The organism is Agrobacterium sp. CMT1, assembly GCF_037203725.1.
GTDB lineage: Bacteria > Pseudomonadota > Alphaproteobacteria > Rhizobiales > Rhizobiaceae > Agrobacterium > Agrobacterium pusense.
The window spans coordinates 295,429-317,439 of sequence record NZ_JBBCAR010000007.1; the positions used below are offsets into that span (position 1 = coordinate 295,429).

The following is a 22,011-nucleotide window of genomic DNA, read 5'->3' on the forward strand; positions in this document are numbered from 1 at the left end:
TTCGTTTCGTTCGATAAGCTTCCTAAAAAGCATGGCGGGATGCCGCGAAAAAAGATTGGGAGATCTTACGGGTGATATATCCGCCAGCCACGCTCGGCGGATTCGGCTTTCCCCTGCCATGCAAGGCCTTGAGGCTTGTTTGCCACGGTATGTCCCCGGCGCATGGCTTATCCGCTTCACGGAATTGCCTTTTTTCATTCATCCGGCATTCAGTCCCCGCGTCCTAACCACAGGGCGTACACGTCAATGTGACTTTTCGTGCCGGTTCTAAACCGCTTTGGGAGCGGAACCTCAGCCGCAAAAACGCGTTGACAATCCAATTCCCGGCATCTCGCAGGCCGGGCTGGGTGGCCGGGCAATGCACGGCCCGCGAGAACGGAGAGCTATCGAAATGAAGCGCTTTGACCTGATCGACGGGATGCGTGGTTACTTCCTCGTCTTCATGCTGATCAACCATCTGGTGTTTGCCGGCGGCTTCTGGCTGGTGGAAATCAACCATCGCCAGTTCGCCTTTGTCGAGGACGCGCAGGGCTTCGTATTCCTGTCCGGCCTGCTGATCGGCATGGTATATGCGCGCAAGATGATGAAATATGGCTATGACGCCGGTAAACAGATGATCTGGAACCGCGCGCTGGAACTCTATCGTTATGCGATGGGTCTCGTCATCGCCGTTCTGTTCTTCCGTATGATCATTCCGCATGCGCCCTATATCTGGTACAATTGGCTCGGCATGACGTCTTTCGACGATCCGCTGCGTCTGGCGGCAATTGCGACATTTCTCTTCCAGCCGACCTTCATGGACATTCTGCCGCAATATATTGTCTACATGATTTTCGCGCCTGTCCTGGTGAAGCTCTGCCTCGATGGCAAGTGGGCCTATGTCATGGCCGGCTCGCTGCTGGTCTGGATGGCGGGACAGCTTGGCCTGCAGCAGATTGTGACGACGCCTCTCGATGAACTCGTCAAGGGCGTGGACGAACAGGGTATTCGCGTCAGCTTCAACCTGCTCGGCTGGCAGCTGGTGTTCTACTCGGCGCTGGTGATGGGTGCTATGACGGCGCAGAACCGCATTCCGTGGAAGAAGATTTTCTCCCCGGAGCATACCTGGCTGCCGAAGGCGGCGCTTGTCATCTGCCTGTTCTTCATGCCGCTCCGCATCGCTACCGCGTGGGGTCTGATGCCGGAATTCATGATGGGCAAGTTTTCGACGATGGAAATCCGCGCCGATTTCGGCCCGGTCTATCTCATCAACTTCCTCGCCGTCGGCGTTGGCCTCACCTGGCTCGTGATTGCCGGACCGCATCACCACCGCCCGCTCGTGCGCTCAATCGCCGAAGGCGTTATCTGGGTGCTGTCGCTGAAGTTCCTGCAATTGCTCGGCCGCCACTCGCTGCAGGTCTATGTCTGGCACGTGGCGATCGTCTACGGCGTTTATTATCTCGATGGACGCACGGCCGAACTGTCGCAGCTGAACAAGACGCTGATCGCCTTCACGGCCATCGGATTGCTGGCCATGCCCGCCCTGTGGCGGGAGCGCGACAAGTGGTTCGGCAGCAGCGGCCAGAAGACGGCTGGCGCCTGAAGCCCTCCACAAGGGGAATCAGACGGCTTTACGGGGCGGTTTTCCGCCCCGTACTTGCGTGTGAAGCCATTCCTTTCTATATGCAGCCCTTAAATCCGCGGTATGGCGAGACAGGACGGCCCTTTTAGTGGGCAAGGTTTCTCGCGGCGGATGACCGACAGGCGGCGGGGCCTTTACCCCCGTTATGACTGACGATGGGAAAAAACGTGAATACGCTCGATTTTGACAAGAGGCCGGAAGATACCCGGATCGTTGTCGCCATGTCCGGTGGCGTCGATTCTTCTGTTGTGGCCGGTATCCTCAAGCGCGAGGGCTACGATGTCCTCGGCATCACCCTCCAGCTATATGACCATGGCGCCGCCGTGCACCGCGCCGGCTCCTGTTGCGCCGGCCAGGATATCGACGATGCGCGCCGGGTCTGCGAAACGCTGGGTATCCCCCATTACGTGCTGGATTATGAAGCGCGGTTCCGTGAAACCGTCATCAACCCCTTTGCGGAAGCTTATGCGATGGGTGAGACGCCCATTCCCTGTGTTGCCTGCAACCAGACGGTAAAATTCGCCGATCTTCTAGCGACCGCGCAGGAACTGGGTGCCGATGCGCTGGCCACGGGCCACTACATCCGTTCGCGGCCCAACCCCGTTCCCGGCCAGCCGGGCCGCCGCGCGCTCTATCGGCCGATCGACAGCGACCGCGACCAGAGCTGGTTCCTGTTCGCAACCACGCAGGAACAGATCGATTATCTGCGCTTTCCCCTCGGTGGCCTCTCCAAGGCCGAAACGCGGGCTTTGGCGGAAGAAATGGGGCTTGTCGTTGCCAAGAAGGCCGACAGCCAGGATATCTGTTTCGTGCCGCAGGGCAAATATACCGATATCATCAACAAGCTGAAGCCGAATGCGGCTCTGGCGGGTGATATCGTGCATCTCGACGGGCGTGTGCTCGGCCGCCACGATGGCATCGTGCATTATACGATCGGCCAGCGCCGCGGTATCGGTGTTGCGACAGGCGAGCCGCTTTACGTCGTGCATCTCGATGCGCGTGGCCGCCGGGTCATCGTTGGCCCACGTGAGGCGCTGGAAACCCGCCGCGTCTATCTGCGTGACATGAACTGGCTGGGTGATGGCGACCTGGCCGTCGACGCCGGGCAGGGCTTTGCCTGCTTCGCCAAGGTGCGTTCCACCCGTCCTCCGACGGAGGCAGTGCTGCATGCGGATGAGAATGGTATCTATGTCGACCTGATGACCGGAGAGGCGGGTGTCGCGCCCGGTCAGGCCTGCGTGCTTTATTCCGCGCCGGGCGCGGATGCCCGCGTGTACGGCGGCGGTTTCATTGAACGGTCCGAACGCTCGGCGGAGGCCGAGGCGTCGCTCAAGGCGCTTCTGGAAAAGCCGGTTGCCGCCTGAAACCACTCGCTTTTTGCAGCGATGGGGAAAGCGAATTTTTTGCGCATCTTGCGCTTGACACTTTGGGGAGCGGCACCTTATAAGCCGCTCATCCTGATGGAACGGCCGGTCACATGACTGTCACGTTTCCCCTGTGGCGGGGTAGCTCAGGTGGTTAGAGCAGCGGAATCATAATCCGCGTGTCGGGGGTTCAAGTCCCTCTCCCGCTACCGCTTTTCTTCATACGAAAAAACCATACCTCACCGTGCAGCGCGGGAGTTCGTTGCTTGTCTCGGTGGAAAATAGCAATGGATCAGGCGCCTTTGCCGGCGAATCTCGCCCAAAAAAAGGGAAACCCGCTTACTGCTGAAATGCAGCCAGCGGGCCTCAACCTCTACCCCCTCCCACAAGGGCGGCTGCACAAAAGCACACTGAATGAAATATGGCAAGATCAAGGCGTCATATTGTTGCTGCTGACAGGGTTGTTCTGCCATTCAGCCGCGTATGACAGGGCTCTCACCCGTAGTTTTAAAGGGGGCGGGCGCAGGAGGCGACTTTAAAGAGGGTAAAAAAAATGCCCGCTGGCAGCGGGCAATCAGAGGGAACTGAGGTTAGGAGCCTCAGCGTTCAAACGGCCATCCTCGATATAGGTTCCGCCCGGGGGACGATTTTTGTACCGCTCGTACACAGACAATATGAAGCCGATGACGCCGAAACGAAAACCGCCGCTGCGAAAAAATAAACATCCGGAAGATCATGACTTGGGAAACTGGAGCGGGCGAAGGGATTTGAACCCTCGACCCCAACCTTGGCAAGGTTGTGCTCTACCCCTGAGCTACACCCGCTCAAATCCACCGGTCCGGGGTAGTATGCTGAACCGTGGGCCGCCGAAGCGGCGACGGGCGCTATATCGCTCAATCGATTTTGGAATGCAACAGGGAAATGACAAAAACGCGAAAATTTCTTTGAGAAATGCGACAAGCGGCGGAAAAGATTGATAATTTTTCCTGCAGCTGATTTTTCCCGCGTTGCCAATGGGCGGCTGCCCCCTTAATCATGACGCAACGACAATGGAATCGGCAGAGGCAGGTGGCAGCATATGGCGGAGAATTCTCGCAAGACGGCAGCGGAGCTGTTCGAATTTCTCGATGGGCTTGGAATTTCGCACACCACGAAACAGCACGAGCCCGTCTTTACTGTCGCGGAATCGCAGTCATTGCGCGACCTCATCCCCGGCGGCCACACAAAGAACCTCTTTGTAAAGGACAAGAAGGACCAGTACTTCGTTCTGACCGTGGAAGAAAACGCGGTGGTGGATCTGAAAAGCGTCCATAAGACCATCGGTGCGGCAAGCCGCGTGTCCTTCGGCCGGCCGGAAAAAATGCTCGAATATCTGGGTGTGGTGCCGGGTTCGGTCACGGTGTTCGGCGCAATCAACGACACGGACCGGCAGGTCACTTTTGTGTTGGATAGCGCGCTGCTGGAAAACGAACTTGTCAATGGCCACCCGCTCTCCAACGACCAGACGACGACAATCGCATCCGCGGATCTCATTCGCTTTCTCGAGGCGACCGGACATACGCCGCTTGTCTTGAAAGTCAGCGAGTGAGATACGATCTTTGCTTCAATCAAGACATATGACAGAGGTTACGGGAGACCGGCATGAGCGACACGAATAATCCTTACGGCGGTTCCTACGGCGGGCAGATGTCCGCAAGCGCGCACTATAGTGGCGAGCTGAATGGTGCGTCCTCCGGACACATCAAGGACACAACGACGGCTGGTTTCTCCAAGGACGTTCTCGAAGAGTCACGTCGTCAGCCAGTTCTCGTGGATTTCTGGGCGCCTTGGTGCGGCCCGTGCAAACAGCTGACGCCCGTGCTTGAGAAAGTCGTCAACGAAGCGAATGGCCGCGTGAAGCTCGTGAAGCTGAACATTGACGACCACCCGTCCATTCCCGGACAGCTCGGCATCCAGTCCATTCCGGCAATCGTCGCTTTTGCGGATGGCCGGCCGGTCGATGGCTTCATGGGCGCGGTGCCGGAAAGCCAGATCAAGCAATTCATCGAAAAGATTGCCGGCCCTGATGCAGGCGATCCCAAGGCGGAGATCGAGGCCGTTCTGACCGAAGCGAAACAGCTTCTGGCCGATGGCGATTTTAACGGCGCAGCACAGCTCTTTGGCGCCGTCATGCAGGCGGATCCGGAAAACCCCGCAGCGATTGCCGGCATTGCCGAATGCATGATCGCCGCCGGACAATATGAGCGGGCCAGTGAATTGCTGTCGTCACTGCCGGCGGAACTTAATGAGGATGCGGGCATTCAGCTCGTTTCGAAAAAGATCGCGCAATATGAGGAAGCCCGCAAGATCGGCGATCCCGTGGCGCTGGAAAGCGAACTGGCAGCCGACCCGGATCGACACGAGGCACGGGTTAAGCTTGCGAAGGTGCTGAATGCGCAGGGCCGGCGCGACGAGGCGGCGGATCATCTGCTCTACGTCATGCGTAAGGATCGGACCTTCGACGACGACGGCGCGCGCCGCCAGCTTCTCGAATTTTTCGAGGCCTGGGGCTTTAAGGATCCGGCGACCGTCGCGGGCCGCCGGAAGCTTTCGTCGATACTGTTTTCTTAATGCGGGCATATCCCGGCCAGGCGGTTGATCCGCCGGCCGGCAGCAGTGAACAGGGGGCTTGATTCCCATGCATGTCGGAAATGCAAGATATGTGAAGAGCGACGACCTGCCGGAAACCGTGCCGGTTTTTCCCCTTCCCGGTGCTCTTCTGTTGCCGGAAGGCCATCTTCCACTCAATATCTTCGAGCCAAGATATCTTGCCATGATCGACACGGCGTTGGCGGGTCACCGTCTCATCGGCATGGTGCAGCCAGCCCTTCATGTCATTGAATCGGGCCTAGAGGGCGGGCCGTTGAGTGCGGTTGGGTGCCTTGGCCGCATCACCTCCTTTTCCGAAACCGGCGATGGCCGTTACATCATCTCGCTCACCGGTGTGTGCCGTTTCCGTCTGCTGGAGGAGGTGGAGGCCGGCAAGCCCTATCGCAGTTTCCGTCACGCGCCCTTCATCGCCGATCTCTCCGGCGAATACGATGAGGAGGCCGTGGACCGTGAAAACCTGCTGCGGGTGTTCCGCTCGTTTCTGGAGGCCAACCAGCTGGAAGCGGATTGGGAGAGTGTGGAAAGGGCCGGCAACCGTGTTCTGGTCAATTCGCTTTCCATGATGTCTCCCTTTGGACCCGCCGAAAAACAGGCGCTGCTGGAAGCGCCCGATCTGAAGACGCGGGCCGAGACATTGATCGCCATCACCGAGATCGTTCTTGCCCAGGGATCGGGTGAGGGCGGCAACGTGCTGCAGTAGGATCGCCGCCATGGACGACAGAATGAACAACGTCGATCCGAAGCTTCTCGAATTGCTTGTCTGCCCTTTGACGAAGGGCCGCCTTTCCTATGACCGGGCCCGCAATGAACTCATCTCGGAAAATGCGCGGCTTGCTTATCCAATTCGTGACGGTGTGCCGATCATGCTCATCTCGGAAGCGCGTAAAATAGAGGACTAAACGCAGCTTCTTTTCCTCTCCACAGATTGTCATGGAGCGAATTGACGAAGATGCGTTGACAACCATGCGTGGATTTGACCAGAGTCCCGCCCGACATGTCTGTTGCGGGGAGAAAACTGATGTCGTTGCGCGCGCTCGTCCGGATTTCGCTGGTTGCGGTCTCAGCCGCCATGATTTTTGCGCCAGCCATGGCGGCGGAACCCTCCCGCAAGGTCGTGACCACCCAAAATGGCGATTATTTCGGCTTCGATCTCAGGACGGAGCAAAACGTCTCGTTGGAGCAATGTGGCGAGATTTGCGCCGGGGACACATCCTGCAAGGCCTTTACCTACAATCCAAAGGTGAAATGGTGCTTCCTCAAATCTGATTTCAATCAGCTGAACGCCTTCCCCGGTGCGGTTGCCGGCAAGATTGTCGAAGTGGCGACGGAAGCCGATATCGGCGCGCCGCAGCGCCTGTCCTTCGTCACTGAGAGCCTGCAGCAGGAAGCGCGCCGAATGAAATCCGGCCTTGCGGCGAATGACGGTGAGGGCGGGCAAGGCGTGGAAGCCCTCGTACAGATGGCGCGGCAGCAGGCGGGCGCGGGCAATGTTCCCGATGCGGTTACGACCTATAAGCAGGCCCTTGCGATCACGCCAGACGACGGCGCGCTCTGGGCGGAGCTTTCCGAAAAGGCGGCGCAGGTCACCGATAATTATTCGATCGCAGGGCAGGCGGCGTCTGCCGCCATCAATGCCTATCAGCTGAGCCGAACAGTCAGCGCCCGCACCGAAGCCCTGAACCGGCTGGCGAAGGCATTTGAAAGAACCCAGAATTATCGCGCAGCCCTCAATGCCTATAAGGAAAGCCTTGCGCTTACCGACGATTCACAGACAAAGGCGGCCTATGCCGACCTGCGCACGCGCCAGGGTTTTCGCGTCATCAACAATACGGTGGATACGGACAGCGTAAGCCCGCGCGCCTGCGTGCAGTTTTCCGAACCGCTGGTGAAGAATGGCGTCGATTATTCTTCCTTCATCACGCTGGATGGGGCAGCTCCTAAGGCCATCGAGGCGAAGGGCAGCGAAATTTGCGTCGAAGGCCTGACCCATGGCCAGCGCTACAAGATCGCACTGCGCGCCGGCCTGCCGTCTTCCGTGGAAGAGCCGCTGGAAAAACAGGTCAATCTCGATATTTACGTGCGTGACCGCACGGCCAGCGTGCGCTTCACCGGCGAGAATTTCGTGCTGCCGGGCAGTGCGCGCCGTGGCATTCCGATTGTCTCTGTGAATGCCGACAAGGCCGACCTGAAGCTTTATCGCGTCGGTGACCGCAATATCACCGCGCTGCTCGCAAATTCGCAGTTTCTGACGCAGATGGACGGTTACAATGCCGACCGTATCGAAAACGAAATCGGCGAGCTTGTCTGGCAGGGCTCGATTGATATCCAGCCCGATCTCAACAAGGATGTTGTGACGAGTTTTCCAGTGGATGAGGCCTTGCCGGAGCGCAAGCCGGGCATCTACGTGCTGACTGCAGTGCCGCCGGGCACGGCGCCGGAAACCTGGGATTCGCGCGCCACCCAATGGTTCCTCGTGTCGGATACCGGCATCACCACCTATGCCGGAACGGACGGTTTGAATGTATTTGTCCGCGCACTCGGCAGCGCCAAACCGCTTGCGGACGTGGATCTGCAGCTCCTGGCCAAGAACAACGAGGTGCTGGGCACCGCGAAAACCGATGCGGACGGACGCGCGGTGTTCTCTGCCGGCCTGATGCGCGGCACGGCGGCTCAGGCGCCTGCCATCCTGACGGCGCGCAACGGCGATAAGGATTACGTGTTCCTCGATATGACCCGTGCAGGCTTCGATCTTTCGGATCGCGGCGTGACGGGACGTGCAGCACCCGGTGCTATCGACGTGTTCAGCTGGACCGAACGTGGCATCTACCGTGCCGGCGAGACCGTGCATGCCGCAGCCCTGGCCCGTGACGTTGACGGCAAGGCAATCGAGGACCTGCCGCTCACTTTCATTTTCTCACGCCCTGACGGGGTGGAAGACCGGCGCTTTGTCAGCGACGGCAAGGCGCTCGGCGGTCATGCGGTCGATCTGCCGTTGCAGGCAAATGCCATGCGCGGCACCTGGACATTGCGCATCCATACCGACCCAAAAACGGCTGCGATCAGCGAAAAGAGCTTCCTTGTCGATGATTTTGTGCCTGACCGCACCGAGTTTGACCTCTCGAGCAAGGCAAAACAGATCGATCCGGGCGCAGAAACGGCAATCGACGTCGATGGCCGTTATCTTTATGGCGCGCCCGCTGCCGGCCTGACGCTGGAAGGGGAGGTCGCGATCAAGCCGACGCGCACCAGCGCAGATTTCGAAGGTTATTTCTTCGGCCTGGCCGATGAGGAAAGCGAAGAGGAAAACCGCACGACGCTTGCCGATCTGCCGGTCCTGGATGAAGAGGGCAAAGCGAGCTTCAACGTTGATCTCACCGATCTGCCATCCACAACGCAGCTTCTCTCCGCCAACATCACCGTGCGCATGCGCGAAGCCGGCGGCCGCGCCGTGGAACGCTCGCTGGCGCTGCCCATCAAGGCGGAAGCATCCGTCATTGGCATCAAGCCGCAGTTTTCCGGCGATCTCGCCCAGAACTCCGTTGGACGTTTCCATATCATCGGTGTCAGTGCCGATGGTGCCAAACAGGCGATGAATGGCCTGACCTGGAAGCTCATCAAGGTAGAGCGTAACTATCAATGGTATCGTCAGGGTAATTCCTGGCGTTATGAGCCCGTGGAATACACCAAGCAGCAGGAAACCGGCACGCTTTCGGTCGACGCCAATGGCGGCGAAATTTCCGTGCCGGTCACCTGGGGTCGCTACCGGCTGGAAGTGGAGGGTGCGGGTAATGGCGCACCGGTTTCCAGTGTCGAATTCGATGCCGGTTTCTATGTCGAGGCAAGCTCGACGGAAACGCCGGATGCGCTGGAAATCGCGCTGGACAAACAGAGCTACAAGATCGGCGATACGGCCAAACTCAAGGTCTCCTCACGTTTCGCCGGTGAATTGATGATAACGTCCGGTTCGGAAAAGCTGATTGCGGTACAGAATGCCGAGATCGGCGAAGAGGGCGGCGAGATCGACATTCCGGTCACCGAGGAATGGGGCGCCGGCGCTTATGTGACGGCGACGCTGTTCCGCCCCGGCGACGCGCAGGAAAGCCGTATGCCCATGCGCGCCATTGGCATCAAGTGGCTTGCCGTCGATCCGGCCGAGCGCAAGCTTGCCGTCACACTCGGCGCGCCGCAGAAGACGCTGCCGCGCCAGCCGCTCGAAATTCCAATCACGGTTGCGGGGGCTGGTGTGGGCGAAAAGGCCTACGCCATCGTTGCGGCGGTCGATGTCGGCATCTTGAACCTCACCCGCTATGAGCCGCCGAAGCCGGATGAATGGTATTTCGGCCAGCGCCGGCTGGGACTGGAAATCCGCGACCTCTATGGCCGCCTGATTGACGGCTCGCTTGGCGCCACCGGCCGGCTGCGCACCGGCGGTGATGGCGGCGGGGCGGCCCTTCAGGGCAGCCCGCCCACGGAAAAGCTTGTGGCCTTCTTTGCCGGTCCGGTCGAACTTGACGCTAACGGCAAGGCGACGGTGAGCTTCGATATTCCGCAGTTCAACGGGACGGCCCGCATCATGGCGGTTGCCTGGACGAAGACCGGCGTGGGACATGCGGTTTCCGATGCCATCATTCGCGATCCCGTCGTGGTAACGGCCAGCGCGCCGAAATTCCTCGCCCCCGGCGATATCTCGCAATTGCGGCTCGATATCGCAAATACGGATGGCGACGCCGGCGACTACCGGCTGGATGTGACCAGCAATACGGCTCTGACGGTCGATCAGGGTGAAGTGTCGCAGACACTTGCGCTGCAAAAGGGCGGCAAGTCGTCTTTGACCGTTCCGCTGACGGGCGAACAGCCCGGCAATGGCGCGATCACAATCAAGGTCTCCAATGCGGCAGGTGTCTCGCTTGAGCAGGTTCTGAACATTCCGGTGCGCCCGGCCGTTCTTCCAGTCACGACGCGGCGCGAAATCAAGATTGCGCCGAACAGCAGCCTGACGATCAATGGCGATCTTCTGGCCGACAGCATGCTCCTCGGCTCGTCCGTCGCCGTTAATGTCACGCGCTCGCCCGCTTTCGATATCCCGGCGCTGGTGATGATGCTGGACAAATATCCTTATGGCTGCGCCGAACAGACGACGAGCCGCGCGCTGCCGCTGCTTTACGTCTCGGAACTGACGAAGGACAGCGGCATGGCTGAAGATCCCGACACTCGAAAGAGGGTTCAGGAAGCGGTCTACCGCGTGCTGTCCTTCCAGTCGAGTTCCGGCAGCTTCGGCCTCTGGTCGCCGGGTTACGGCGATCTGTGGCTCGATGCCTATATTACCGACTTCCTGACCCGCGCGCGCGAGCAGAAGTATGATGTCCCCGAAGCGGCCATGGTGCAGGCGTTGAACAACCTGCAGAACGGCCTGTCCTATGACAGCAATGTAAAGGATCGCGGCAACGAGATCGCCTATTCGCTTTATGTGCTGGCGCGCAACCGCAAGGCGGCGATCAACGATCTGCGTTATTACGCCGATACTGCGCTTGCCGATTTCCCGACGCCGCTTGCCAAGGCGCAGGTTGCCGCAGCCCTTTCGCTTTACGGCGACCAGGCCCGTTCGAAGACCGTGTTCGGTGCGTCGCTCGATATGGCCAGCCGCGCCACCAATGTCAGCTTCGCCCGCGCCGATTACGGCTCCGCCCTTCGCGACGGTGCGGCGGCGCTGGCGCTGGCGGCGGAAAGCCGTCCGGTTCCGGCCGTCGTGCCGCAGCTTGCCGGTGCCGTGGCAAAGGAATGGGAAAAGAAGCCCTATACCAGCACACAGGAGCAGGCATGGATGCTGCTGGCCGCCCGGGCCGTGAAAGGCGAGGACAAGGATATCCGTCTCGATGTGAACGGTGATCTGCAGACCGGCGGTTTCGGGAAGCGGATGAGCGGCGACGAGTTGCTGGCCGCACCGCTGAAGGTCGCCAATGCCTCGGCTGATCCGGTCACGGCCGTCGTCACTACGGTGGCCCCGCCGGCTCAGCCGCTCGCTGCCGGCGGCGAAGGCTTCACCATCACCCGCACCTATTACTCCATGGACGGTGAAGAGGTGAACCCGAGCGACGTCACACAGAACGAACGTTATGTCGTTGTTCTGAACGTGGTGCCGCAGAATAACTGGCAGTCGCGCATTCTGGTGACGGATCTACTGCCTTCCGGTTTCGAGATCGACAATCCGAGCCTCGTCAATTCGGCCGAACTGTCGAATTTCGACTGGTTGCCGGAAACGGAGGCGGCGCATACAGAATTCCGCTACGACCGTTTTGTGGCGGCCTTCGATCGCTCGGCAGGGGACAGTTCGGAAATTGCGCTGGCCTATGTCGTCCGCGCGGTCACTCCCGGTACTTATGATCATCCGGCGGCGTCTGTCGAGGATATGTACCGGCCGCAATTTGCCGCCCGCACCGCAACCGGCCGCATGGAGGTGCGTTCGGCGACCCCATGAGGCGGAAAAAAGCTGTCATCGTCGGCTTCGTTATGGCCGCATTGCTTATCGGCGGTGCGGCCTTCGGTCTGGATGCGCTGGACAAGGCCTACCCGCCGCCGCTCGAGACAGCGCGGCAGCGATCCTTCGAGGTGTTGGACCGAGACGGCAAGTTGCTGCGTGCCTTTGCAACAGCGGATGGCCGCTGGCGGCTCGACACCACGGCGGCCGAAGTCGATCCGCAGTTCCTGCGGATGCTGGTCGCCTATGAGGACCAACGCTTTTACGACCATCACGGTATCGATCCCTGGGCCTTGCTGCGTTCCGCGTGGCAACTGGTGAGCAACGGCCGGATCGTATCCGGCGCCTCGACGCTTTCCATGCAGGTGGCGCGGCTGGTCGAGCCACGCGCCGATCGCTCCTTCTCGGCAAAGCTTCTTCAGGCCCTGCGGGCTATTCAAATCGAACGGCGGCTCAGCAAGGCGGATATCCTCGATCTTTATCTGAATATCGCGCCCTATGGCGGCAATCTCGAAGGCATACGCGCGGCCAGCCTCGCCTGGTTCGGCAAGGAGCCGGGAAGGCTCGACACGGCCGAGGCTGCCCTTCTGGTCGCCCTGCCGCAATTGCCAGAAAGGCGTCGCCCGGACAGGTATCCCGAGGCGGCGAGACAGGCAAGGGAACGGGTCTTGCAGAGGCTTGCCGTCGAACGTGTCGTGGGTGAGGGCGAAGCGGAACGGGCGACGCTTGCGGGCGTTCCGACCAGCCGGCGCGATCTGCCGGCGTTAGCACCGCACATGGCTGCTGCCGCGCGTGCGAAATTCCCCAATGCTGCGGAAATACGCTCGACTCTGAAGCTGTCGATCCAGCGGGAACTGGAAGGCGTGGCGCGCCATGCAGCAGGAAAAATCGGCGATAAGGTATCCGTCGCCATCGTCATGGCCGACGCAGAGAGCGGGGATATTCTGGCGGAGGTCGGCTCGGCGGATTATCTCGATACCGCGAGGAGGGGTTTCGTGGAGATGAGCCGCGCGGTGCGCTCGCCCGGATCGACCCTCAAGCCATTCATTTATGGCCTCGCCTTTGAGGATGGCCTGATCGGTCAGGAGACCATCATCGAGGATCGCCCGGCTGATTTTTCCGGTTACCGGCCGCGCAATTTCGACATGCATTATCAGGGCGATGTCAGCATCAGGCAGGCGCTGCAACTGTCGCTCAACGTGCCCGCCGTGAAATTGCTCGACGCGGTGAGCCCATCGGCGTTGATGGTGCGGTTCCGGCGGTCTGGCGTCACACTCGCGTTGCCCGCCAACGAAGCACCCGGGCTCGCCATTGCTCTCGGAGGCGCCGGTATTTCGCTTGTCGATCTTGTCCAGCTTTATGCCGGGCTGACAGGTGGCGAGGGTCCGGTACGCCTCGGTGATGGCGTCCGCTCCGCCCCGGAACGACTGGAAGGAGACCGATTGTTTTCCGATGCCGCAATCTGGAACGTTTCGGACATCCTGTCCGGCGTGCTGCCGCCACTCGGCATGAAACAGCGCGGCATCGCCTACAAGACCGGCACCAGCTACGGTTACCGCGACGCCTGGTCGATCGGGTATGACGGGCGGCACGTGGTCGGCGTCTGGGTCGGCCGCGCCGATAACGGCGCCGTGCCGGGTATTGCCGGTTACGCGACGGCGGCTCCCATCCTCTTCGAGGCCTTTGAAAAATCGGGCGTGGCCATCACGCCAATGCCGGCAGCACCCTCCGGCGTCGCGCGCGTGAGTGTGGCCGACCTTCCGGCAAACCAGCGGCGTTTTACGACGACCGCAAACGGCCTGCTTTCGGCTTCAAGACGTGAAAGCGCCCCGCGCATCGTTTATCCGCCCGAGGGCGCGCGGGTGGAGCTTTCCGGCCAGTCGGGCATCTCGCCACTAGTGCTGAAGCTTCAGGGCGGGCGTGCACCCTTCCGCTGGCTCGCCAACGGTTTGCCTCTGCCGGATGCATCCCACCGTCGCAACAGTGAATGGCGCCCGGAAGGGCAGGGGTTTTCCACACTCACGGTGATTGACGCCGATGGCCGCGCGTCGAGTGTCCGGATTTTCGTCGAATGACGACGGCGCGTCCAAGTCGACAACGGCCGCCGAGGGCTCCTGTAAGACAGGCCTTGTGACCGTCTCGTCAACCAAGTGCGGCAAGCCGGTCAACCGCGGGGAGATGACCGGTCCAATCCTATTGAGCCACATCGAACGAATGGCGGTCGATCCGCTCCTGAAGCGAAGCCACAACCGCTTGCAGAAACTCCCGGCGTCTTTGATTGGTCGTTGCCGCCAGCGTCACCTGCAACCGGCTGCTGATCCTGTTCAGGAAGCCAACATGGTTGAAGCTGTCGGCGGCTATATTCACCTCCACCTCGTCCATGTAATGTGCCAGATGCGGTTCCAGCGCGAGATTTGCATCCGTCTGGTAGCAGGCAGCCATCTGTTCTCCAAGTGTGGACATCTGCACATATGGACCATATTCGTCGATCATCAAATCTCCCTCGTCTCGCGCGACCCACTTCGACAGGCGCCTCGTCGTCACTGATAGGAAATAGGAAGCGATTGCGGGCTTTCAACGTTCCCTTACGAAGCTTTGAACTTTCTGTGTTCTAGGAGGAAACGCTATTATGTCGGTCGATCTGATATTTGCCAATTGCAGGCGGCAGGCTGGCAAAGAATACGCACCACTTCTCGCGCCCGGACCAGCTGTCTGCTGGTTGCTATCAGGTTATGTCATTGATTTTAAATAATTTTCAGGAAATGGTGTCCACGAGAGGATTCGAACCTCCGACCCCAGGATTCATACCGCTTCGGCTTTCGCCGCCGCCCTGCCTTGTTGGAAAGGGCGTTCGTGGTCTGGACTGTCCCTTCACCATGGGCCGTGAGGCCTTTAGGTGCTGCCCATCCAGTCTCTACACCTTCACCGGATTTCTCCGGAGCTTGGCTCGGGATTGGCATGCTGGAAGACCAGCGAAGCTTTCCCCGACTTTGAGCAGATCGATTGCGTCGTTTCCGGACGCAACCCCCAATTTGTCTTAGGAATCCTGTGCTCTATCCTGCTGAGCTACGTGGACACTGAATTGCTCTTTAACCTGACCCAGCCGGCGGATCAACCGCGTTCTTCATCGCGGTTGATCTCGTCCTCCGCTTTCTTCGCGTTGGCCTGACATCAGCTCGTCAGGCGCTGTTCTGCAAGTTTCACCCAATAGGAGATGCCGTAGGCGATGGCTTCGTCGTTGAAGTCATAACCCGGATTGTGGAGCCCGGCCGAATCGCCATTGCCAATGAAGATGAAGCAGCCGGGCCTTTCCTTCAGCATGAAGGAGAAATCCTCTCCTGCCATGGAGGGATCGACATCGGGGTCTACATTCGGTTCGCCAACCACATCGCGGGCCACACGGATAGCGTGGTCGGTTTCAGCGGCGTGGTTGAAGGTCACCGGGCAATAGCGCTCATAGACGACTTCGGCTTCTGCGCCATTGGCAAGCGCAATGCCTTCCGCCATCTGCTTGATACGTTCCTGGGCGAGATTGCGCACTGTCTCATCGAGGCTGCGCACGGTGCCGGCGATCAGCGCCTCGTTGGGAATGATGTTGTGGCTGGAGCCGGCCTGAAAGCGCGTGACCGAGACGACAACGGAGCGGATCGGATCGGCATTGCGTGAGGCGATCATTTGCAGGTTGCCGACGATCTGCGCGCCGATGGTGATGGGGTCGATCGTGCGATGCGGCTGGGCCGCATGGCCGCCTCGGCCCTTGACCGTGATTGAGAACTTGTCCGGTGCTGCCATGATGCCGCCCTTGCGGATGGCGAAGGCGCCAAGCGGAATGCCCGGCATATTGTGCATTCCGTAAACTTCGTCGATGCCGAAACGCTCCATCAGGCCGTCTTCGACCATGGCGAGCGCGCCGGCGCCGCCTTCTTCCGCTGGCTGGAAAATGACAGCGATCGAGCCCGCGAAATTGCGGGTCTCGGTGAGGTATTTCGCCGCGCCGAGAAGCATCGCGGTGTGGCCGTCATGGCCGCAGGCGTGCATGGCGCCGGGCGTTTTCGATGCCCAGGCTTTGCCGGTTTCCTCGACTATGGGCAGCGCGTCCATATCCGCGCGGAAGCCGATGGTGCGATTGCCTGGAAGATTGCCCCTGATGATGCCGACGACGCCGGTGCGGCCGAGACCGGTCACGATTTCGTCAACGCCGAAAGATTTCAGCTTCTCCGCGACGAAGGCCGCGGTGTTGTCGACATCATACAAAATCTCTGGATTTTCATGCAGGTGATGCCGCCATTCGCTGACTTCCTGCTGGAGTTCGGCGGCTCTGTTCAAAATCGGCATTCGTTCATTCCTGGGTTCATCGGTACGGCGTGTCGTAAAACTCCATCCTCCGTGGTGGATAGTGCGCCGCATAATTGACGTAATCAATGTACTTTGCCATTGCTAGGACATATATGGTGAATATTGCCATTCCCCGACTGAAGACGGGAATTCGAGGACTAGCCTTGCCACAGACTTTCAAATCGCCAAACGCCGCCCGCCGGCTTTCCGCAGCCATTGCCATCATCACCGCAGGTGTCGTCGCCGCGGCCCCGGTGGCCAATGCCAATCCGAAAATGGTGGTCGATGTCAAAACCGGCAAGGTGATCTCGCACCAGGAAGCCTTCCGCAAATGGTATCCGGCCTCGCTGACCAAGCTGATGACCGCCTATATCGCCTTTTCGCAGATGAAGGCTGGCAAGATCAGCCCGCAGACCGAAGTGGTGATGAGCAAGAAGGCCGCCGACCAGCCCGCCTCCAAGATGTATTTCAAGCCCGGCCAGAAACTGACGATGGACAGCGCGCTGAAGCTGCTGCTGATCAAGTCCGCCAACGATATTGCAGTCGCGATTGCGGAGACCATCGGCGGCACCACGGATAATTTCGTGGCGCAGATGAATGCGCAGGCGCAGCGCCTCGGCATGAATTCCACGCACTACGTGAACCCCAACGGTCTGCCGGGGAAGGGCCAATACACGACGGCCCGCGACCTCGCGCTGCTGGCGCTGATCATCAAGCGGGAATTTCCCGAATATGCGCATTATTTCTCGCTTGAGGGCGTCACCACGGGCAAAAAGAATTACGCCAATTTCAATATGCTGGTTGGCCGCTTCGATGGCGCGGATGGCATGAAGACCGGCTTTATCTGCGCTTCCGGGTTCAACCAGGTGGCATCGGCCGTGCGCAATGGCCGCTCGATCATCACTGTGGTGCTGGGTGCCGATAGTCTCGCGGGTCGAACCGACCAGTCGGCCGATCTTCTGCAGATGGGCCTGACGTCTCCTTCCGGTCAGGGTGTCTCGCTCGCCTCGCTTGCCCCTTATGGCGATACCGCAGAGGTCAACGATATCAGCGCCGAAATATGCAACCCGAAGGCGGCGAAAATCCGCAGTGAGGGACGCGACGATGCCGGCCGCATGGTCATCCATTCGCCCTATGTGCAGGAAATGACCCGTCCGCCGGAATATTCCTTCGCCGGTCTTATACCGGGCAGCGAGACGGTCGCGGTTAATGCGCCCAAGGGCGCGGCCGCAAAGGGCCAATTGGCGAATGTGCCGATCCCGATCCCGCGCCCCACATTCTGACGGACAGGCGAAGGTGCTGGGACAGGTCTCCCGGCCGCCCTGCCATTTGGCTATTCGCAGATCGATCATGTTATGATATTACAATGTCGCTCGCGGCTTTCAGCCTCGGGCGACTTGTTTTAGCTTCATGCCGTTGCGGGTTTTACGTCCTGAACTGACTTCCCCAAAGCGGCAATCAACATACAGGCCAGACATGTCTCGCGATCGTATCCCGGTTTCCATTATCACCGGATTTCTCGGCGCCGGAAAATCGACTCTGCTCAATCGGCTCCTTAAGGATCCTGACATGAGCGACGCGGCGATCATCATCAATGAATTCGGCGATGTCAGCATCGATCACATGCTGGTCGAAAGCGCGGGCGAGGGCATTATAGAACTGGCGGAAGGGTGCCTTTGCTGCACCGTGCGCGGCGAACTGGTGGACACGCTGGCGGAACTGATGGACGGTATCCAGACCGGCAAGCTGAAGCCGGTGAAGCGCGTGGTCATCGAAACGACCGGCCTTGCCGATCCCGCTCCCGTCATGCAGTCGGTCATGGGTAACCCGATCATTGCGCAGAATTTCGTGCTGGTTGGCATGGTTACTGTGGTGGATGCCGTGAACGGCCTCTCCACACTCGACAATCATCAGGAAGCTGTGAAACAGGTGGCTGTGGCCGATCGTCTTGTGGTGACGAAACGAGCGCTCGCCGATGACGCCACGATTGCGGCATTGACTGCCCGCCTAGAGGCGCTCAATCCGCGCGCGATCATCGAGGACGGTGACAAAACCGACTGGAGTGCTGCGGGGCTTCTCAATAACGGCCTTTACGATGCCGGCAATAAAACTGCCGATGTCAGCCGTTGGTTAGGCGAAGAGGCGCTGCACGATCACCACCACCATGATCATGCACATGATCACCATCACCACCACCACCACCATGACCACGACGTGAACCGCCACGATGCATCCATTCGTTCCTTTTCGATCATACACGACGAGCCGATAAGCCCAATGGCCATCGACATGTTCGTGGATTTGCTGCGCTCGGCGCATGGTGAAAAGCTTCTGCGCATGAAGGCCATCGTAAAGCTCACGGACAATCCGGACAGGCCGTTGGTGCTCCATGGCGTGCAGACGATTTTTCACGCGCCGGAGCGTCTTTCCGCCTGGCCGGACCCCGCGGATCAGCGCACGCGCATGGTGCTGATTACGAAGGATTTGCCGGAGGCTTTCGTAAAGGACCTCTTCGCTGCCTTCACCAGCGCGCTGGGTATCGATCGACCTGACCGGCAGGCACTGACGGATAATCCTTTGGCGGTTTCGGGGTTGAAGTTTTGAAGTAGTATGGAATGGCGGCCGGGCCGGGGTGTGGCTTACCCCCTCTGTCCTGCCGGACATCTCCCCCTCAAGGGGGGAGATCGACAAGGGGCCTGCTCCGAATACTCTTTTCCGCATCGACGGTCGCAGCGAGCATACTGGCGAGGGAACGAGCGGCCACAGCGACTGATCTCCCCCCTTGAGGGGAGATGTCCGGCAGGACAGAGGGGGTGAACCACCGGCGACACCGTCAAACGTCGGTTTTCCCACCCTTCATAATCCGAAACCGATGGCCCTTATCCAGCGCCGTCGTCTCCACCAGACGATGCCCATCCTCATTGCACATATGTGCAATATCGATCACCGCCAAAGGATCGGTCGTCTCGAGGGTGAGAACATCCCCCGTCTTCAGCGTTGCAAGTTTCTTGCGGCTTCTCAAAACCGGAAGGGGGCATTTAAGCCCCCTCAAATCATAGATGATCTCGCTTGTTGCGGTCATTCCTTGGCCCAGAACTTCCAGAAGGGCTTCTTCTCCGGTGCTTCCGGCGCCGGGGCTGCGGAATAGGCAAGCGGGTTCATGGCTGGCACCGGAACGCTCTGGGCAGCAGCGCCAGTCTGGCCTGCTGCAGGCGTAGCCGAGGCAACCATTGTCGGGGCAGCTGGTGCCGGGTTCGATTGCGGCGCCGTGGCCGGCTGGTTAGCCGAAGGGCGAGGGCCACGCAGCGCCGAGGCGGTTGCGGTGGTCGCTGGCGAAGACGATGTCACCTGCTGCGCCTTCTTCTCCATCAGCGCGGCATATTCCGTTTCCTTCATCAGCTTGCCGGCCTTCAGCGCCGAGCCCGTCGGGGCATAGGCGGGTTCGCGGCCCTTGCGCTTTTCGGCCACCAGCGCCTTGCGCTCGGCTTCGCTCGGGTCGTACCAGGCCATGCCTTCATATTTCTTCATCGCCTTTTCATAGGCGAGATCGTAAGTCTTCTCATAGCTCGAAAGCGCGCTGACGAGTGCGGGCGGCGTGCTCATGGGCGGGCACTGGGCCGACGCGTTGAAGCTGCCACCTTCCGCCTGCTGGTTGAAGACATATTTCTTCTCGCAGACATTCACTTCCGGCGGACGTTTGGTGACTTCGAAATTGTCGTAGCCGACCTTCAGCATCTTCCAGAATTCGAGGTGCTCGCTCTTGCGATGACGGGCCATGTTTTCCGCCGTCATGCGGAAAGGAAATGCCTGCAGCTGAACTGTCTTCTGGCCGCCCTTGAAGGCATCGCGGGCAAAACCGTAGATTTCAAGAATCTGCGCATCCGTCATCGAGTAACAGCCTGATGATGAGCAGGCGCCATGGATCATCAGGTTGGTGCCGTTGCGGCCATTGGCAGCATCGTAGCGGTTCGGGAAGCCGGTATTGATGGCGAGGTAATATTTCGAATTCGGATTGAGATGGGCTGGCGTCAGATTGTAGAAACCTTCCGGCGCCTGCCGGTCGCCTTCCTTGACCTTGGGGCCGAGTTTTCCCGACCATGCGCAGATTTGATATTCGGCAATCTTGTCGAAACGGTTATCGCGCTTGGCCTTCCAGATTTCCAGCGCACCTTCTTCCTTGAAGATACGGATCATGATCGGCGACGTGCGGTCCATGCCCTTCTTGTCGATCTCGGCCAGAATGGACGGAGACAGCGGGTAATCAACCTTGTTCTTGATGTGCGACACATCACGTTCGACGGTTTCGAGTGTATCGTTACAACCGGCGAGAACGAGCGCGGTACAGGCAAGAAGTGCAAAATGTGTCAAACGCATGATCTGATCCGAAAGACGATGGCACGAAGTGGCGGCAGTTCTATACCGTTCCGTGTGCAATTTAAATACGGTATTAACCGTTTACATCTTCTTAACTCAAATCGGATCCGCCCCCGCGGCCGCCGATCCATCTTTTGATGTGACCGGACTATGGCCGAGTTGGGGCGATAGCGGCGGAAATTAAGGCCGCCTCAGAGATTACGGCCGATATCCAGGAACTTCTGGCGGCGTTCGGCCCTAAGCTGCGTGCCCGAGCGCTGGGAAAGATCGGCCAGCGCCTTGGCGATAACGTCGCCTGTCGCGCTGATCACGGTTTCCGGCGCGCGATGCGCGCCACCGATCGGCTCGGGAATGATGCCATCGATGACGCCGAGCGACTTCAGATCTTCCGAAGTGATCTTCATGTTGGTCGCGGCTTCCTTGGCGCGGGTCGAATCGCGCCAGAGGATGGAGGCCGCACCTTCCGGCGAGATTACAGAGTAGATTGCATGTTCCAGCATGTAGACGCGGTTGCCGGTGGCAATCGCGATGGCTCCGCCCGAGCCGCCTTCGCCGATGACGACGGAGACGATCGGCACCTTCACGTTCAGGCACATTTCCGTCGAGCGGGCGATGGCCTCAGCCTGGCCGCGCTCTTCCGCACCCACGCCGGGGTAGGCGCCTGCGGTATCGATAAGCGTCACGACAGGCAGCGAGAAGCGGTCGGCCAATTCCAGCACGCGGATAGCCTTGCGGTAACCTTCCGGGCGCGGGCTGCCGAAATTGTGCTTCAGCCGGCTCTTGGTGTCATTGCCCTTTTCCTGGCCGATAATTGCGACTGGCTGACCGTTGAAACGGGCAAGGCCGGCCTGTATGGCGGCGTCTTCGGAGAACTTGCGGTCGCCGGCAAGCGGCGTGAAATCCGTAAACAGCGCCTTGGCGTAATCGACGAAATGCGGACGCTGCGGATGACGCGCGACCTGCGTTTTCTGCCAGGCGTTCAGCTTGGAATAGATGTCCTGCATCGCATCGTTGACGCGCGATTCCAGGCGGTTGATCTCCTCCGAGGTGTCTATGCTCTCGTCTTCATCGGCAAGCTTCTTCAGCTCGATGATCTTGCCTTCAAGGTCCGAGATAGGTTTTTCGAAGTCGAGATAATTGTGCATGAGATCCGTTTCCGATCGTTTTGCGCAAGGTTTGACCGGATTATCCGG

General features: G+C 59.6%; 15 protein-coding genes and 2 tRNA genes. 11 read left to right on the top strand and 6 right to left on the bottom strand.

Annotated elements, in window-relative coordinates; all coding sequences use genetic code 11:
* Positions 1-391: 391 nt before the first annotated feature.
* The 3 genes from WA845_RS09980 to WA845_RS09990 all read left to right on the top strand — a co-directional run bounded on the left by WA845_RS09980 (position 392) and on the right by WA845_RS09990 (position 3,194).
* Positions 392-1,582, top strand: coding sequence for an OpgC family protein (locus tag WA845_RS09980; protein ID WP_337322302.1), 1,191 nt, complete (start codon positions 392-394; stop codon positions 1,580-1,582).
* Positions 1,583-1,788: 206 nt separating this feature from the next.
* Entirely contained in the window at positions 1,789-2,985 is a 1,197-nt protein-coding gene (mnmA, locus tag WA845_RS09985; protein WP_035209137.1) for a tRNA 2-thiouridine(34) synthase MnmA, read from the top strand.
* A 135-nt stretch (positions 2,986-3,120) separates the two neighbouring features.
* Positions 3,121-3,194 (top strand) — tRNA-Met (locus WA845_RS09990).
* A gap of 540 nt (positions 3,195-3,734) precedes the next feature.
* Here the strand turns inward: WA845_RS09990 and WA845_RS09995 are convergent.
* Positions 3,735-3,809 (bottom strand) — tRNA-Gly (locus WA845_RS09995).
* Positions 3,810-4,063: 254 nt separating this feature from the next.
* On the opposite strand from WA845_RS09995, the gene WA845_RS10000 reads away from it, so the two are divergent.
* The 6 genes from WA845_RS10000 (at position 4,064) to pbpC (ending at position 14,184) form a co-directional block, all read left to right on the top strand.
* Positions 4,064-4,573, top strand: a complete 510-nt coding sequence (locus WA845_RS10000; RefSeq protein WP_113381497.1) for a prolyl-tRNA synthetase associated domain-containing protein — start codon at positions 4,064-4,066, stop codon at positions 4,571-4,573.
* A gap of 53 nt (positions 4,574-4,626) precedes the next feature.
* Positions 4,627-5,595 carry a thioredoxin gene (gene trxA / locus WA845_RS10005; protein WP_022563036.1) on the top strand — a complete coding sequence of 323 codons (969 nt, stop codon included), beginning with the start codon at positions 4,627-4,629 and terminating at the stop codon, positions 5,593-5,595.
* A 67-nt stretch (positions 5,596-5,662) separates the two neighbouring features.
* On the top strand, positions 5,663-6,334 hold the full coding sequence (locus WA845_RS10010) for an LON peptidase substrate-binding domain-containing protein (RefSeq protein ID WP_162696268.1): 672 nt from the start codon (positions 5,663-5,665) through the stop codon (positions 6,332-6,334).
* 10 nt (positions 6,335-6,344) lie between these two features.
* A complete protein-coding gene (locus WA845_RS10015) occupies positions 6,345-6,533 on the top strand; it encodes a Trm112 family protein (protein WP_004445702.1) in 189 nt (62 codons plus the stop codon).
* A 119-nt stretch (positions 6,534-6,652) separates the two neighbouring features.
* Positions 6,653-12,109 carry an MG2 domain-containing protein gene (locus tag WA845_RS10020; RefSeq protein ID WP_112554677.1) on the top strand — a complete coding sequence of 1,819 codons (5,457 nt, stop codon included), beginning with the start codon at positions 6,653-6,655 and terminating at the stop codon, positions 12,107-12,109.
* The gene (pbpC, locus tag WA845_RS10025; protein ID WP_112554679.1) at positions 12,106-14,184 is read left to right on the top strand and encodes a penicillin-binding protein 1C; all 2,079 of its coding nucleotides are present in this window, start codon (positions 12,106-12,108) and stop codon (positions 14,182-14,184) included. The genes WA845_RS10020 and pbpC overlap by 4 nt, the downstream gene beginning before the upstream one ends.
* A 118-nt stretch (positions 14,185-14,302) precedes the next feature.
* On the opposite strand, the gene WA845_RS10030 is transcribed toward pbpC, so the two are convergent.
* Positions 14,303-14,602: a hypothetical protein gene (locus tag WA845_RS10030; RefSeq protein ID WP_004445697.1), complete on the bottom strand. Its 300-nt coding sequence runs from the start codon at positions 14,600-14,602 to the stop codon at positions 14,303-14,305.
* A 678-nt stretch (positions 14,603-15,280) separates the two neighbouring features.
* Positions 15,281-16,444, bottom strand: a complete 1,164-nt coding sequence (locus WA845_RS10035) for an amidohydrolase (RefSeq protein WP_112554681.1) — start codon at positions 16,442-16,444, stop codon at positions 15,281-15,283.
* A 164-nt stretch (positions 16,445-16,608) separates the two neighbouring features.
* Here WA845_RS10035 and WA845_RS10040 point away from each other — a divergent pair, with 164 nt between their 5' ends.
* Positions 16,609-17,727: a D-alanyl-D-alanine carboxypeptidase family protein gene (locus tag WA845_RS10040; protein WP_173615310.1), complete on the top strand. Its 1,119-nt coding sequence runs from the start codon at positions 16,609-16,611 to the stop codon at positions 17,725-17,727.
* 193 nt (positions 17,728-17,920) lie between these two features.
* A complete protein-coding gene (locus WA845_RS10045) occupies positions 17,921-19,048 on the top strand; it encodes a GTP-binding protein (protein WP_112554683.1) in 1,128 nt (375 codons plus the stop codon).
* 229 nt (positions 19,049-19,277) lie between these two features.
* Here WA845_RS10045 and WA845_RS10050 read toward each other — a convergent pair whose 3' ends face one another.
* The 3 genes from WA845_RS10050 to WA845_RS10060 all read right to left on the bottom strand — a co-directional run bounded on the left by WA845_RS10050 (position 19,278) and on the right by WA845_RS10060 (position 21,963).
* A complete protein-coding gene (locus tag WA845_RS10050; RefSeq protein ID WP_112554685.1) occupies positions 19,278-19,526 on the bottom strand; it encodes a sulfurtransferase TusA family protein in 249 nt (82 codons plus the stop codon).
* Positions 19,523-20,818 carry a L,D-transpeptidase family protein gene (locus WA845_RS10055; RefSeq protein ID WP_006697153.1) on the bottom strand — a complete coding sequence of 432 codons (1,296 nt, stop codon included), beginning with the start codon at positions 20,816-20,818 and terminating at the stop codon, positions 19,523-19,525. The genes WA845_RS10050 and WA845_RS10055 overlap by 4 nt, the downstream gene beginning before the upstream one ends.
* A gap of 191 nt (positions 20,819-21,009) precedes the next feature.
* A complete protein-coding gene (locus tag WA845_RS10060; protein ID WP_004445681.1) occupies positions 21,010-21,963 on the bottom strand; it encodes an acetyl-CoA carboxylase carboxyltransferase subunit alpha in 954 nt (317 codons plus the stop codon).
* Positions 21,964-22,011 lie beyond the last annotated feature (48 nt).